The 14079-nt window shown below is 62.2% G+C and carries 12 protein-coding genes; all 12 read left to right on the forward strand.

The genetic code is table 11. The features are described 5' to 3' along the window. The first annotated feature begins 168 nt into the window (after window positions 1-168). The 12 genes from DENOEST_RS10725 to DENOEST_RS10780 all read left to right on the forward strand — a co-directional run bounded on the left by DENOEST_RS10725 (window position 169) and on the right by DENOEST_RS10780 (window position 14075). The gene (locus tag DENOEST_RS10725) at window positions 169-534 is read left to right on the forward strand and encodes a response regulator (protein WP_145772110.1); all 366 of its coding nucleotides are present in this window, start codon (window positions 169-171) and stop codon (window positions 532-534) included. A gap of 14 nt (window positions 535-548) precedes the next feature. Continuing rightward, window positions 549-1835, forward strand: a complete 1287-nt coding sequence (locus tag DENOEST_RS10730) for a methyl-accepting chemotaxis protein (protein WP_145772111.1) — start codon at window positions 549-551, stop codon at window positions 1833-1835. 15 nt (window positions 1836-1850) lie between these two features. After that, window positions 1851-2189: an STAS domain-containing protein gene (locus tag DENOEST_RS10735; protein WP_145772112.1), complete on the forward strand. Its 339-nt coding sequence runs from the start codon at window positions 1851-1853 to the stop codon at window positions 2187-2189. Then, complete coding sequence (locus DENOEST_RS10740) at window positions 2190-4406, forward strand: chemotaxis protein CheA (RefSeq protein ID WP_145772113.1); 2217 nt, start codon at window positions 2190-2192, stop codon at window positions 4404-4406. A gap of 51 nt (window positions 4407-4457) precedes the next feature. Continuing rightward, the gene (locus DENOEST_RS10745) at window positions 4458-6092 is read left to right on the forward strand and encodes a methyl-accepting chemotaxis protein (RefSeq protein WP_183148238.1); all 1635 of its coding nucleotides are present in this window, start codon (window positions 4458-4460) and stop codon (window positions 6090-6092) included. Window positions 6093-6108: 16 nt separating this feature from the next. After that, window positions 6109-6684 (forward strand): chemotaxis protein CheW, encoded by a 576-nt coding sequence (locus DENOEST_RS10750; protein WP_145772454.1) that lies wholly within the window; start codon window positions 6109-6111, stop codon window positions 6682-6684. A 58-nt stretch (window positions 6685-6742) separates the two neighbouring features. Continuing rightward, window positions 6743-8614, forward strand: coding sequence for a methyl-accepting chemotaxis protein (locus DENOEST_RS10755; RefSeq protein WP_197970586.1), 1872 nt, complete (start codon window positions 6743-6745; stop codon window positions 8612-8614). A 243-nt stretch (window positions 8615-8857) separates the two neighbouring features. Further along, window positions 8858-9667, forward strand: coding sequence for a CheR family methyltransferase (locus DENOEST_RS10760; protein WP_232096492.1), 810 nt, complete (start codon window positions 8858-8860; stop codon window positions 9665-9667). After that, on the forward strand, window positions 9664-10749 hold the full coding sequence (locus tag DENOEST_RS10765) for a protein-glutamate methylesterase/protein-glutamine glutaminase (protein ID WP_145772238.1): 1086 nt from the start codon (window positions 9664-9666) through the stop codon (window positions 10747-10749). Before DENOEST_RS10760 ends, DENOEST_RS10765 begins: the two co-directional genes overlap by 4 nt. 95 nt (window positions 10750-10844) lie before the next feature. Further along, complete coding sequence (locus DENOEST_RS10770) at window positions 10845-12638, forward strand: NAD(P)H-dependent oxidoreductase subunit E (protein WP_145772239.1); 1794 nt, start codon at window positions 10845-10847, stop codon at window positions 12636-12638. 175 nt (window positions 12639-12813) lie between these two features. Then, window positions 12814-13524: a 2Fe-2S iron-sulfur cluster-binding protein gene (locus DENOEST_RS10775; protein WP_145772240.1), complete on the forward strand. Its 711-nt coding sequence runs from the start codon at window positions 12814-12816 to the stop codon at window positions 13522-13524. Continuing rightward, window positions 13524-14075 carry an NADH-quinone oxidoreductase subunit B family protein gene (locus tag DENOEST_RS10780; protein WP_145772241.1) on the forward strand — a complete coding sequence of 184 codons (552 nt, stop codon included), beginning with the start codon at window positions 13524-13526 and terminating at the stop codon, window positions 14073-14075. Before DENOEST_RS10775 ends, DENOEST_RS10780 begins: the two co-directional genes overlap by 1 nt. Window positions 14076-14079 lie beyond the last annotated feature (4 nt).

The following is a 14079-nucleotide window of genomic DNA, read 5'->3' on the forward strand; positions in this document are numbered from 1 at the left end:
CTCAAATAAAGTTGACCCAGCTCAAGGATGTCATGGAGTTGTAATAAAATTCCGCGCTATCATCAGGGTCGAAATGTTGCAGCACGGCACAAAATATTGCAGTCCAGCCGGGGCTTTGCAACAGATCGCAAGTGTTTTATCGGGGGCTTGCCCCTTCATGGGGGAAATATGAAAAACATCATGTTGGTGGATGACTCCGCCACCATCCTTCTGTCCATCTCCAACATTCTCGGCAAGGCGGGTTATGGCGTGGAAAAAGCCGCCAACGCCGCCGAGGGCCTGGCCAAATTCAAGGCCGGCGCCAAGATCGACTTGCTGATCACCGATCTCAACATGCCGGGCATGAACGGCATCGACTTCATCAAGCAGGTGCGCACCCTGCCCAACTACAAGTTCATGCCCATCCTCTTCCTGACCACCGAATCCCAGCAATCCAAACGTATGGAAGCCAAGGCTGCCGGCGCCTCGGGCTGGCTGGTCAAGCCCGCCACCGCCGACGAGCTGCTCAACACCGTCAAGCTCGTCATCCGCTGAGCCGGGGAGGCATCATGGAGGAGAGGAATCCAGAAGCGCTTATTCTCTGGCGCACCACGGCGATTTTTTTGGTCATTGGCCTTGTGGCCTCGCTGACAGTTTACTTTTTCAATCACTGGTTTCATGAAGAGTTCCTCCCTTCCCTGGGTATCACCCAACCATTGGGTGCCAGTATCGGCACCCTCCTGATTCTCGCCACCGCCTATATCTGCCAACGAATCGTTTCCTTCGCCCTGTTCCGGGACACCCTGTACGGCATGAGCCGCCACAGCGAAGAAGATGCCCGGCGCCAGGCCGCTCTGTTGGCCACTGCCGAGGAAGTGGCCCGGGAGCTCGACCAGGTGAGAACCTTCAACGACGTGGTGCGGGGTCAGCTTTCCACCATCACCGAGGAAACCGAGAAGGCGGCCTACGACATCACCTCCAACCTCCAGACCATCGATGGCGTGGTGGGCGACCTGTCGGCCTTTGTCGCCGCCACCCAGAACGAGTCGTCGGAACTCCTGAACGAGTCGGAAGCCCGGATCGAGCGCAACCGGACACTGATCGCCACCCTGGAGGAATATATCCAGATGCGCATCAGCGCCGCCGAAGCCGACCAGCAGCGAGTCAATACGGTAGTGCAGGAGGCCCGGTCCCTGGGCTCTCTGGTGGAACTGATCCGCAAGGTCTCGGCCCAGACCAATCTGCTGGCGCTCAATGCCGCCATCGAGGCGGCCCGGGCCGGCGAAGCCGGCCGGGGCTTCGCCGTGGTGGCCGACGAGGTGAGGAAGCTTTCCGCCGAGGCCGACAAGGCCGTGAATCAGATCAACCAGGGCATCCTCAAGGTTTCCAACACCATCGAGACCCAGTTCCAGGACAAGCTTTCCGCCGAGCAGATCGAGCAGGAGCAAAACGCCCTCTCCAGTTTCGCCAAACAACTGGATGAGCTGGGCAGCAGCTATCAGGAAGTCACGGCCCACGAGACCCAGGTGCTGCTGAAGATCAGGGAAAGCAGCAAGCAACTGGAAGACATGTTCCTCAACGCCATGGCCAGCGTCCAATTCCAGGACATGACGCGCCAACAGATCGAACAGGTCACCGACGCCCTCAACCGCCTGGACAGCCACAGTCAGTTGCTGGCGGAACGACTCAAGGCCTCGGAACAGACGGATGTCCAGATGCAGCCCCTGTCCCAGCACCTGGAGCAGATCTACGGCCAATACGTGATGTCATCCCAGCGCAAAATCCATTCGCATTCCCTGAAGCAACAAGACAGGATGGCCAACGACGCATCCGGGCCGAAAGTCGAGCTTTTCTGACAAGGAGTCCAAGCCTTGACCCATTTCGCCACCCAGACCCTCGTCGGCGACGGCGCCGTCAGGTTGACCCTCGACGGCAGCCTGCTGATCTACAACGCCGAGGAAACCAAGCATCGGCTGATCGACACCCTCGAAACGGTGCAGTTGCTGGAACTCGATCTCTCCCATGTCAGCGAGATCGACACCGCCGGCATGCAGTTGCTGATCCTGGTCAAGCAGGAGAGCCTGCGCCATGACAAGACCCTGCGCATCGTTGCCCACAGCCCGGCAGTGCAGGAGGTGATCGAATTTTTCAACATGGTGTCCTTTTTTGGGGACCCGGTGGTAATTCCCGCCGGGGAAGGGAGCCGATGAATGGATGAGCTGCACAGCGTATTCGCCCAGGAATCCCGGGAGCAGTTGACCGAAATGGAAGCCGGCCTGCTGGGCATGGAACAAGGCGACCACGACGCCGAGACCATTAACAGCATCTTCCGCGCCGCTCACACCATCAAGGGCGCCTCCGGCGTGGTGGAACTGCACCAGATCGAAGGCTTCACCCATGTCATGGAAAACGCCCTGGACAAGCTGCGCAATGGCGAAATCCAGGTCAGCAGCGAGCTGATCACCGCCCTGCTCAGATGCTGCGACCATCTGGGCGCCCTGCTGACCCGGGTCGAGGAAGGCAATCTGGAACCTGCGGAGGAATTGCAGGGCGCGGGGGACCTGATCGCCGAGGCACTCCGCAACCTGATCGGGGAAAACGCCGACGGCGCCGGCCTGCCGGAAACCCAGGCCGCCGAGGTGGAGCGCGATGGCGAAGGCGCCGCCATGAACGACTGCTGGCACCTCTCGGTGCGCTTTGGCCGCAATGTGCTCCGGAACGGCATGGAACCCATGGCCTTCCTGCGCTACCTCTTGTCTCTGGGCGAGATCGTCCATATGGCCACCATCACCGATGCCATCCCCCCAGCCGAGGAGATGGATCCGGAATCCTGCTACCTGGGCTTCGAGATCAATTTCCGCAGCCATGCCGACAAGGCCGCCATCGAGCGGGTGTTCGAGTTCGTGCGGGACGACTGCGACCTGCACATCCTGCCCCCCCACAGCAAGCTGGACGATTTCCTGCACCTGATCGAGACCCTGCCGGAGGAAAACCTGCGCATCGGCGAAATCCTGGTCCGATGCGGCGCCCTGACCCAGGAAGAACTGGACCAGGGCCTGCGGCGGCAAAAGGCCGCCGATGTCCTGGGCCAGAAAATGGCCGAGCAGGAGGGCGAACCGCCCCCGCCTCCGACCCATCTGGGAGAAATCCTGGTCAAGCAGCATGTAGTCCATCCGGAGGTCGTCGAGGCCGCCGCCGCCCGGCAGAAGCAGGTCAGCGACAAAAAGGCCGCCGACGCCCGTCTGATCCGGGTCCATGCCGACAAGCTGGACCAGTTGATCGACCTGGTCGGGGAACTGGTAATCGCCGGCGCCAGCGCCAATCTGCTGGCTCAGAAGAGCGGCCAGACGGCCCTGGTAGAGACCACCTCGGTCCTCTCCCGACTGGTGGAAAGCATCCGGGACTCCGCCCTGCAACTACGCATGGTGCAGATCGGCGAGACCTTCAATCGCTTTCAGCGGGTGGTGCGCGATGTTTCCAAGGAACTGGGCAAGGACATCGATCTGGTGATTTCCGGCGCCGAGACCGAGCTGGACAAGTCGGTGGTGGAAAAGATCGGCGATCCCCTGATGCATCTGGTGCGCAACGCCATGGACCATGGCATCGAACCGGCCGAGTTGCGGGCCAGCCGGGGCAAGCCCGTCAAGGGACGGGTGGAGCTCAACGCCTTCCATGATTCCGGCAGCATCGTCATCGAAGTGGCGGATGACGGCGGCGGCCTCAATCAGGAAAAGATACGGGCCAAGGCCATCGAACGGGGACTGATTCAGGAAAGCGATTCCCTCTCCGAGCAGGACATCGTCAATCTCATCTTCGAGGCCGGCTTCTCCACCATGGACAAGGTCAGCAATCTCTCGGGCCGGGGCGTCGGCATGGACGTGGTCAAGAAGAACATCACAGCCCTGCGCGGCACAGTCGATGTCAAGACCGAACTGGGTACAGGCTCCCGCTTCATCATCCGCCTGCCCCTGACCCTGGCCATCATCGATGGCTTCCTCACCGGCGTGAGCAATTCATCCTATGTAATCCCCCTTGACATGGTGGTGGAGTGCATCGAGCTGGCCGACACCAGCAGCGGCCGCAACTATCTCAACCTGCGGGGCGAAGTACTGCCCTTCGTGCGCTTGCGGGATCTGTTCGAAGTCCCCGGCAACCCGCCGCAACGAGAGAACGTGGTGGTGGTGCAGTACGCCGGACGCAAGGCGGGCATCGTGGTGGACCAGTTGCTGGGCGAGTTCCAGACTGTGATCAAGCCCCTGGGCACGCTGTTCCGCAACATCCGGGGCATCGGTGGCTCCACCATCCTAGGCAGCGGCGAGGTGGCCCTGATTCTGGACGTTCAGGCCCTGATCAGCCGTTGCTCCCGCGCAGAGGAACTGGCCCAGGGCAACCCTGGCAGCCGGCAGATCGAAACCCATTCGATCTGAGTCCCTTTCCTATCGCACAACCTTTTCCATCGTCACCACGGAGACCCCCTCATGTTGAACAATCTAAAAATCGGAGTCCGGCTCGGCGCTGGCTTTGCCATCACCCTGATGCTGCTGATCGCGGTGGCGGTGGTCGGTGTCACGCGCATTGCATCGCTCAATACTGAAATCGAGGATCTCGTCAATGTCGAGTACCCCAAGACCGTGCAAGCCAACGCCATCATCGACCAGCTCAACCTGATTGCCCGCGCCACGCGCAACACGATACTGATCAAGGACGAGGAAGGCGTGAAAAAGGAACTGGCGCGCATTCCCGAGGCGCGCAATGTCATTGGCGAAAATATCGAAAAACTGACCGGGACCGTAAAGTCGGAAGAAGGCAAGGCAGCGCTCAAGAAGATGATTGACAGCCGCGTCGCCTATGTCGCCCAGCAGGAAAAATTCGTCGCGCTGGTCCAGGCCGGCAAGAAGGAAGAGGCAACTGCCCTGATCATGGGCGAGATGCGCAAGACCTTCGATGATTATCTCAACAACGTCAACGAACTGATCCAACTTCAAGACAAGCGCTTCGAGACCATTGGTCATGAGGCCGATGCCATGGCCAACAGGGCGGAAGTGATGCTGGAAGTCCTGGCAGTCATCGCCGTCCTGATGGCGGCTCTGTTCGCCTGGCTCATCACCCGCAGCATCACCCGGCCGGTGAATGAGGCCCTGCAAACTACCCAACGCTTGGCCGAAGGCGATCTGACGGTGCGCATCGATGAAGTCAGCAAGGACGAGGTGGGCCAGATGCTGAAGGCCCAGCAGGGCCTGATCGCCAAGCTCAACCAGATCATCGGCGAAGTGAAGGGGGCTGCGGACAACCTGGCCAATGCCGCCGGCCAGGTTTCGGCCACCGCCCAGTCCCTGTCCCAGTCGTCCTCGGAGCAGGCGGCCTCGGTGGAGGAGACCACCGCCAGCATCGAGCAGATGACCGCCTCCATCACCCAGAACACCGAGAATGCCAAGGTCACCGACAATATCGCCTCCAAGTCCTCCGTCGAGGCCACCCAGGGCGGCACCGCCGTGAAGGACACCGTCGAGGCCATGAAGAGCATCGCCGGCAAGATCGGCATCATCGACGATATCGCCTACCAGACCAATCTGCTGGCCTTGAACGCCGCCATCGAGGCCGCCCGCGCCGGCGAGCACGGCAAGGGCTTCGCCGTCGTCGCCGCCGAAGTGCGCAAGCTCGCCGAACGCTCCCAGGTCGCCGCCCAGGAGATCGGCCAACTGGCCGGCTCCTCCGTCAAGTTGGCCGAACAGGCCGGCAAGCTCCTTGATGAAATGGTCCCCTCCATCCGGAAAACCTCCGACCTGGTCCAGGAAATCGCCGCCGCCAGCCAGGAACAGAGTGCCGGCGTCGGCCAGATCAACAGCGCCATGGGCCAACTCAACAAGGCCACCCAGCAGAATGCCTCCGCCTCCGAGGAACTCGCCGCCACATCCGAGGAGATGGGCGGACAAGCCGCCCAGTTGCAGGAACTGATGGAGTTCTTCCGGGTCGAGGACCAAAAGACCGGCGGTGGGACGAAACGCAGCCGTTCCTCAGGGGCCGCTCCGGCTCCCGCACGGGCGCCACGGGCAAGCTCGGCGCGTCAGCAAATGACCGCCGCGGCCTCCGAAGACGATTTCGAACGTTTCTGATCCGGCGGAGACCATCATGGAACAAGCGCTTCAGCCCGCCGCCAAGGCCAGTGGCAAACCCGGTGGATCGCTAACGGTTGCCGGCAATACCTCCGAGATACAGCAATATCTGACCTTCCTGCTCGGCGGCGAGATGTACGCCGTCGGCATTCTCAACGTCAAGGAAATCATTGAGTACGGCCAGATCACCGAAATCCCGATGATGCCGGCCTTCATCCGCGGCGTGATCAACCTGCGCGGCAGCGTGGTGCCGGTGATCGACTTGTCCGCCCGCTTCGGCGGCCTCCGAACCGAGATATCCCGTCGCACCTGCATCGTCATCATCGAACTGACCGACAACAACGAACGTCACGACATCGGCGTGGTGGTGGATGCCGTGTCGGAAGTGCTGGAGGTTCCCAGCGCCGACATCGAGCCTCCCCCCGCCTTCGGCGCCAACATCCGCGCCGACTTCATCGATGGCATGGGCCGGATCGACGGGAAGTTCGTGATTATTCTCAATATCCAGCGAGTGCTTTCCGTCGAGGAAATCGCCCAGATCGCCACCCTGAAGGAGCGCGGCACGGAAGTCTCCACCAACGAAGCCACCTAGCGGCCCAGGGCATGACTGCCCCACTCACCGTTTCACAATTTCCTGGATAAGGACGCTCATGTCTGCATTGTTCAGCACCCTGCGCGGTCGCTTGTTGATGTTGTTTGGCCTTGTTCTGGCGGGCACCCTTTATTACTCGGCCACCAGTTTTCTTTCCGACTGGCGGGAACTGCGCCAGGCCCATCAGGTGGCGGCGATTGAACAGGCCGCCGTCGCGGTGAGTGCCGTAGTGCATGAATTACAGAAGGAAAGGGGCCTGTCGGCAGGCTTCATCGGCAGCAAGGGAGCACAGTTCGCCGAAAAGCTGAAACAGCAGCAGGACCAGACCGACAAGCAACAGCAGATGCTGACACAGTTGATGAAGGGCAGTGAGCTATCGGCCATGCCGGAGCCACTGCGGCGCGCCCTGGAGCAAGGCATCGGCGGACTGGCCCACCTGGGCGAGAATCGCAACCAGATCCGCAGCCTTCAGTTTTCCGGCGCCGAATCCTTCAGCTTTTATACCCAGGCGATCGATCGCCTGCTGGCGATGCTGGGCCACGCCACCTCAGCCACCAACCAGGCAGATATCGCCCGCCGGCTCACGGCCTATGTGATGTTCGTCAACGCCAAGGAACAGGCTGGGCGAGAGCGGGCCACGGTCAATGGCGCCTTCGCCGTCGATGCCCCCCTGTCGTCTCCCCTGTTTCAGCGCCTGCAATCCCTGATCACCGCCCAGGACGTCTACCTCGCTACTTTCCGTACCATGGCCGACGCCGGGGCCATCAGCGCGCTTGACGGGCTCTACGCCGACAAGCCGGCGCAGGAAACCGCCCGTATGCGTGGCATCGCGATCGACAAGGCCTTCGAAGGTCATTTCGGCATCGAGCCCGCCGCCTGGTTTGCCGCCATCACCGCCAAGATCGACGGCATGAAGACCTTCGAGGACCGGCTGGCCGGCGACCTGCGGGAGCGGGTCGATCGGTTTGGCAGTAGGGCCTTGTCCGGCATTGTCTTCTCCGCCCTGCTGTCCCTCGCGGTGATCCTGCTGGCCGTGGCGTTCTTCATGCTGCTGACCCGCATGTTGCGCCGGTTGAAAACCAGTGTGGAAGTGGCCCAGAGTCTGGCCGCGGGGGATCTCACCATCACGGTGAAGGTTGATTCCCACGACGAGATGGGGCAGTTGTTGTCGGCTCTGTCCAACACCATCGACAAGCTGGCCCATACGATCGGCGAAGTTTCGCGGAACTCCGACGAACTGCTCAGTTCCGCCGGCCAGGTTTCGGCCACCGCCCAGTCCCTGTCCCAGTCGTCCTCGGAGCAGGCGGCCTCGGTGGAGGAGACCACCGCCAGCATCGAGCAGATGACCGCCTCCATCACCCAGAACACCGAGAATGCCAAGGTCACCGACAATATCGCCTCCAAGTCCTCCGTCGAGGCCACCCAGGGCGGCACCGCCGTGAAGGACACCGTCGAGGCCATGAAGAGCATCGCCGGCAAGATCGGCATCATCGACGATATCGCCTACCAGACCAATCTGCTGGCCTTGAACGCCGCCATCGAGGCCGCCCGCGCCGGCGAGCACGGCAAGGGCTTCGCCGTCGTCGCCGCCGAAGTGCGCAAGCTCGCCGAACGCTCCCAGGTCGCCGCCCAGGAGATCGGCCAACTGGCCGGCTCCTCCGTCAAGTTGGCCGAACAGGCCGGCAAGCTCCTTGATGAAATGGTCCCCTCCATCCGGAAAACCTCCGACCTGGTCCAGGAAATCGCCGCCGCCAGCCAGGAACAGAGTGCCGGCGTCGGCCAGATCAACAGCGCCATGGGCCAACTCAACAAGGCCACCCAGCAGAATGCCTCCGCCTCCGAGGAACTCGCCGCCACGGCGGAGGAAATGAGCGGACAGGTGGAAATGCTTCATGAGCTGATGGAATTCTTCAAAGTCAATGAGCGCTGACTAACGGGCTCGCCCCCTCCGGTGGGTTCGATACGGATCGCTGCGCTCGATATTACGGGTCGCTCCATGGCGGCCTGATGGGTTGCGGTTGGAGCCGCATGCCGCTTTCCCTTATCCCACAGGAGTTTCCTTCGGTCAGGACGGCCCGGCGGGAAAGCTCGTTTTTACGCTAGCATCCCCCCATGGCCCCAGGCCACTCGTCCCTGCCTTCCCAATGTTTCAGTATCCGTTGGTAATCCAGCCTTGATTAGTCCTCCCGATATCACCTCTGCGGAATTCTCGAAATTCCAGAAGCTGATCTACGAGATCGCCGGCATCAGCATGGCCGACACCAAAAAGGTCCTGCTGGTGGGACGGCTTTCCAAGCGGCTACGGCATTACAACCTGTCATCCTTCTCCGAGTACTACCGGATTGTGACCAGCAGTGCCAACCCCCAGGAACGCCAGCTCATGGTGGACCTGCTCACCACCAACGAGACCTATTTCTTCCGCGAGAGCAAGCACTTCGACTTCCTCAAGAAGATCGCTGCCGCCCATCCGCCAACCCGGGCCTTCAATGTCTGGAGCGCAGCGGCCAGCACCGGGGAGGAGATCTACACCATCTGCATGGTGCTGGCCGATGTCATGGGTGTCGATGGCAACTGGACCGTGACCGGCTCCGACATCAATCTTTCCGTACTCAAGACCGCGGAAGCCGGCCATTACATATTGGATCGCACCCGTGGCCTGCCCCCCGATTACCTGCGCAAATACTGCCTCAAGGGGGTGCGCGAGCAGGAGGGCACCTTCAAGATAGACAAGCGGCTGCGCGACCATACCCGCTTCCTGCAGGTCAATCTCAATACCCAGTTGCCGGAGCTCGGCCCCTTCGATGTGATCTTCCTGCGCAACGTGATGATCTATTTCGACCAGGAAACCAAGCGCAAGGTTGTTGAACGCCTCGCCCGCAAACTGCGGCCCGGGGGCCATTTCATCGTCGGACACTCCGAGACCCTGAACAACATCAACGAAGAACTCCGCCCCATCGAACCCACCATCTACCGCAAGCCATGAGCAACAAAATCAAGGTCCTGGTGGTGGATGACTCCGCCGTGGTGCGGCAGGTGGCGCGGGAGATGCTGGGCAAGGATCCTTCCATCGAAGTGATCGGGGTCGCCTCGGACCCGATTTTCGCCCTGGAAACCATGAAAAAGGCCTGGCCCGACGTGATCGTGCTGGACATCGAAATGCCCCGCATGGACGGCATCACCTTTCTGCGCAAGATCATGGCCGAGCATCCCACGCCGGTGGTGATCTGCTCCACCCTGACTGAAAAGGGCGCCCAGACCACCATTGAAGCCATGGCCGCCGGGGCAGTCACCATCATCACCAAACCCAAGATGGGCCTGAAGCAGTTTCTGGTGGACTCCACCTCGGACATGGTGGGGGCCGTGAAGGCTGCTGCCCAGGCCAACATGCGCCGCCTGGCATCCTCCTCTGCCGCCAACCCGTCGGCGCCCCCCCCCAAACTCAGCGCCGATGCCATACTCGCGGCCCGTGCCGCCTCCTCCACTTCCATGATTCAAACCACAGAACGCGTTGTGGCCATTGGTACCTCCACCGGTGGCACCCAGGCCCTGGAAGCGGTCCTGACCAAGCTGCCGGCAGTCTGTCCCGGCATCGTCATCGTCCAGCACATGCCGGAAAAGTTCACGGGCATGTTTGCCCAGCGCCTCAATGGGCTGTGTCAGATCGAAGTCCTGGAAGCCAAGAACGGCGACCGGGTCATGCCCGGCCGGGCACTGATCGCCCCAGGCGGGCGCCACATGATGCTTCGCCGCAGCGGCGCCCAATATCAGGTGGAAGTGGCCGACGGTCCACTGGTGAATCGCCACAAGCCCTCGGTGGATGTTCTGTTCCGCTCCATGGCCCAGGTAGCAGGCAAGAACGCCCTGGGCATCATCATGACCGGCATGGGGGACGACGGCGCCCGAGGCCTGAAGGAAATGCACGATGCCGGCGCCATAACCGTCGCCGAAGACGAATCCACCTGCGTGGTCTTCGGCATGCCCAAGGAGGCCATCAAGCTGGGAGCCGCCGACAAGGTGCTGCCCCTGGACCGGATCCCTGCGGAAATCATCGCCTATGGTGGCTGAATGCCATCTCTCCGCAACTGACTTGATGCATCGCAACATTACTGATGTGGGTATTCAATAACATCCCTTGATCCATTGCCCAAGAGGAGGCCGACGTGGGGAATCAACTCGATACAAGCCTGACGCCCATCATCGACCGCCACAGGCGGGACGGCCGCCGCCTGGTGCAGATTCTGCGGGAAGTCCAGGACCAGACGGGCTGGCTCTCTCCCGAGGTACTGAGCTGGATCGCCGATGCCATTGCCTGGCCCCGTGCCCGGGTGGAGAGCACTGCCGGGTTCTACAGCTTTTTCCATACCCGCCCTCTGGGACAGTACCGCATCCTCTGGAGCGACAACATCACCGATCGGATGCTGGGCAGTCAGGACCTGATGCAGGCCATGTGCCGCAAGCTGTGGCTGGAACCGGGGCGTGTTTCCGAGGACGGACTGGTCAGCGTGGAGGCCACTTCCTGCACCGGCCTGTGCGACCAGGGCCCGGCCATCCTGGTCAATTACCGGGCCATGCCGGGCATCACCCTGGAACGGGTGGACAAGATCGTCCATTTGGTACGCAACCGTGTGCCCCTGGCCGAATGGCCTGCAGAGTGGTTCCGGATCGAGGACAACATCCGGCGCAAGGACATCCTGCTGGACCATGGCCTGGTGCCCGGCGAAGCCCTCTCCGCCGCCCTGGCCAGAGGGCCGGAAACCATGCTGACGGAAGTCAGGCGCGCCAACCTGCGGGGCCGGGGCGGCGCCGGCTTCGGCACTGCCCTCAAGTGGGAGGCCTGCCGCCAGGCCGAAGGCAGCCAGCGTTACCTGGTCTGCAACGCCGACGAAGGGGAGCCCGGCACCTTCAAGGACCGGGTGCTGCTGAACAGTTACGCCGATCTGGTGTTCGAGGGCATGACCATTGCCGGCCACGCCATCGGTGCCACGGAAGGCCTGCTCTACCTGCGGGGCGAGTACCGCTACCTGCTGGATGACCTGGCAGCCACGCTGGAGCGCCGCCGCCGGGAGGGACTACTGGGCCGGAATATCCTGGGCACCCCCTTCAACTTCGACATCGAGATTCACCTGGGGGCTGGCGCCTATGTCTGCGGCGAGGAGTCGGCTCTGATCGAGTCCCTGGAGGGCAAGCCGGGCAAACCCCGCATCCGCCCGCCCTTCCCCGTGGTCCGGGGCTATCGGGAACAGCCCACGGCGGTCAATAACGTCGAAACCCTGGCGTCCACCTGCCTGATCGCTGCCCGGGGCGGAGACTGGTTTGCTGCCATCGGTACCGCCAAGTCCGCCGGCAGCAAGCTGCTGTCCGTTTCCGGCGATGTGGAACAGCCGGGCATTTACGAATATCCCTTCGGCGTCACCGTGGCCCAGGTGCTGGCCGACAGCGGTGCCCGCAATCCCCAGGCGGTGCAGATTTCCGGCGCCGCCGGCACCTGTCTGGCGGACGATGAGTTCGAGCGCCGCATCGCCTTCGAAGACCTGCCCACCGCCGGTTCCTTCATGGTCTTCGACCGGGGCCGGGACATGTTCGAGGTAGCCCGCAATTTCGTCCATTTTTTCGCCCACGAGTCCTGCGGCTTCTGCACCCCCTGCCGGGTGGGCACGGCCCTGAACCGCCGCCTGATGGACAAGATCGCCGCCGGCCAGGGCTCCCCCTACGATATCAACGAGATGTTCAAGCTCCATCGCCTGATGCAGGGTACCAGCCACTGCGGCCTGGGCAACAGCGCCACCACGGCCCTCTTCGACACTCTGACCAAATTCAAGCCGGCCTTTGAACGCCGGCTGCAATCCTTGGACTACGAACCGGGCTTCGATCTGGACCTGGCCCTGTCCCAGGCCCGACAGATGACTGGCCGGGATGATCCCGGCGCCCACCTGAGTCAGGAGGACAAAACATGAGCGCCCCGCACGGCCGCCCCAAGGGGCGCATTACACAGCCTGGAGCCGCAACGCGGCGAACCATCGCCCCCCCCTCCCCCGGGGAGGGGGCTGGGGGGTGGGTACATCAATTCCCCAGGGGGTTCGCCCCGCGAACCCCCGCCCCCGGGGAGAGGGCCGGGGGGAGGGCAGTCCAATGAGCGCGGCCCTCCAGACCTTCACCCTCGACGACGAGGAAGTTCCCTTCACGCCAGGCCAGACCATCATCCAGGCAGCCCGGGCAGCAGGGAAATACATCCCACACCTATGCTGGCATCCCGACTTCACCGCCCACGGCTCCTGCAAGCTATGCACCGTCAAGGTCAATGGCCGCACCGGTGCTGCCTGCACCATCGAGGCCCAGGCCGGCCAGACGGTGGAGAACCGCAGCGAGGAACTGGACGACAAGCGCCGCACCCTGTTGCAGATGCTCTTCGTGGAAGGCAACCACTTCTGCCCCTCCTGCGAGAAAAGCGGCAACTGCGTGCTCCAGGCCACCGCCTACGAACTGGGCATGATGTCGTCTCACTTCGATCAGTTCTATCCCGACCGGCCGGTGGATGCCTCCCATCCGGACGTGCTGCTGGACTTCAACCGCTGCATCATGTGTGAGCTGTGCACACGAGCCAGCCGGGACGTGGATGGCAAGAACATCTTCGCCCTGTCGGGGCGCGGCATCGGCTCCCACCTGATCGTCAATAGCGAATCCGGTCGCCTGGGGGACACCGACTTTTCCCTCCAGGACCAGGCCGCCAGCGTCTGCCCGGTGGGAGTGATCCTGAAAAAACGGGTGGGCTTCGCAATCCCCATCGGCAAACGCCAGTTCGATGCCCAACCGATCAGCATCCATTTGCAGGAGAAAATGTGATGGATCTGTCGAAGAAAAAACTCCGGATCGCCACCACCTCCCTGGCTGGCTGCTTCGGCTGCCATATGTCCTTCCTGGACATCGACGAGCGCATTCTCGATCTGGTGGAACTGGTGGAGTTCGACCGCTCTCCCCTCACCGACATCAAGCATTGCGGCCCCTGCGATCTGGGAATCATCGAAGGCGGCGTCTGCAACGCGGAAAACGTCCATGTGCTGAGGGAATTCCGCCACCACTGCAAAACCCTGGTGGCCATTGGCGCCTGCGCCATCAATGGCGGTCTGCCGGCCCAGCGCAACCACCTGGACCTGCGGGACATTCTCGAAGAGGTCTATCACACCAGCCCCGGTCTGGCGCCCGGCAGCGCCATTCCCAACGATCCGGAACTCCCCCTGCCCCTGAACAAGGTGCATCCCATCCATGAAGTGGTGAAGATCGACTACTTCCTACCGGGCTGCCCGCCTTCCGGCGACGCCATCTGGAAATTCCTCACCGACCTGCTGGCTGGCCGCACCCCGGTGATGAGCCATGGCCTGCTGCATTACGATTGAGGCA

The sequence above is a fragment of the Denitratisoma oestradiolicum genome (genome assembly GCF_902813185.1).
Taxonomy (GTDB): Bacteria; Pseudomonadota; Gammaproteobacteria; order Burkholderiales; family Rhodocyclaceae; genus Denitratisoma; species Denitratisoma oestradiolicum.

Excerpts from the sequence above, each read along its gene's own strand:
- DENOEST_RS10740 (WP_145772113.1), top strand. The coding sequence starts at position 2,190 with ATGGATGAGCTGCACAGCGTATTCGCCCAGGAATCCCGGGAGCAGTTG.
- DENOEST_RS10725 (WP_145772110.1), top strand. The coding sequence starts at position 169 with ATGAAAAACATCATGTTGGTGGATGACTCCGCCACCATCCTTCTGTCC.
- DENOEST_RS10780 (WP_145772241.1), top strand. The coding sequence starts at position 13,524 with ATGGATCTGTCGAAGAAAAAACTCCGGATCGCCACCACCTCCCTGGCT.
- DENOEST_RS10755 (WP_197970586.1), top strand. The coding sequence starts at position 6,743 with ATGTCTGCATTGTTCAGCACCCTGCGCGGTCGCTTGTTGATGTTGTTT.
- DENOEST_RS10730 (WP_145772111.1), top strand. The coding sequence starts at position 549 with ATGGAGGAGAGGAATCCAGAAGCGCTTATTCTCTGGCGCACCACGGCG.
- DENOEST_RS10765 (WP_145772238.1), top strand. The coding sequence starts at position 9,664 with ATGAGCAACAAAATCAAGGTCCTGGTGGTGGATGACTCCGCCGTGGTG.
- DENOEST_RS10745 (WP_183148238.1), top strand. The coding sequence starts at position 4,458 with ATGTTGAACAATCTAAAAATCGGAGTCCGGCTCGGCGCTGGCTTTGCC.
- DENOEST_RS10775 (WP_145772240.1), top strand. The coding sequence starts at position 12,814 with ATGAGCGCGGCCCTCCAGACCTTCACCCTCGACGACGAGGAAGTTCCC.
- DENOEST_RS10750 (WP_145772454.1), top strand. The coding sequence starts at position 6,109 with ATGGAACAAGCGCTTCAGCCCGCCGCCAAGGCCAGTGGCAAACCCGGT.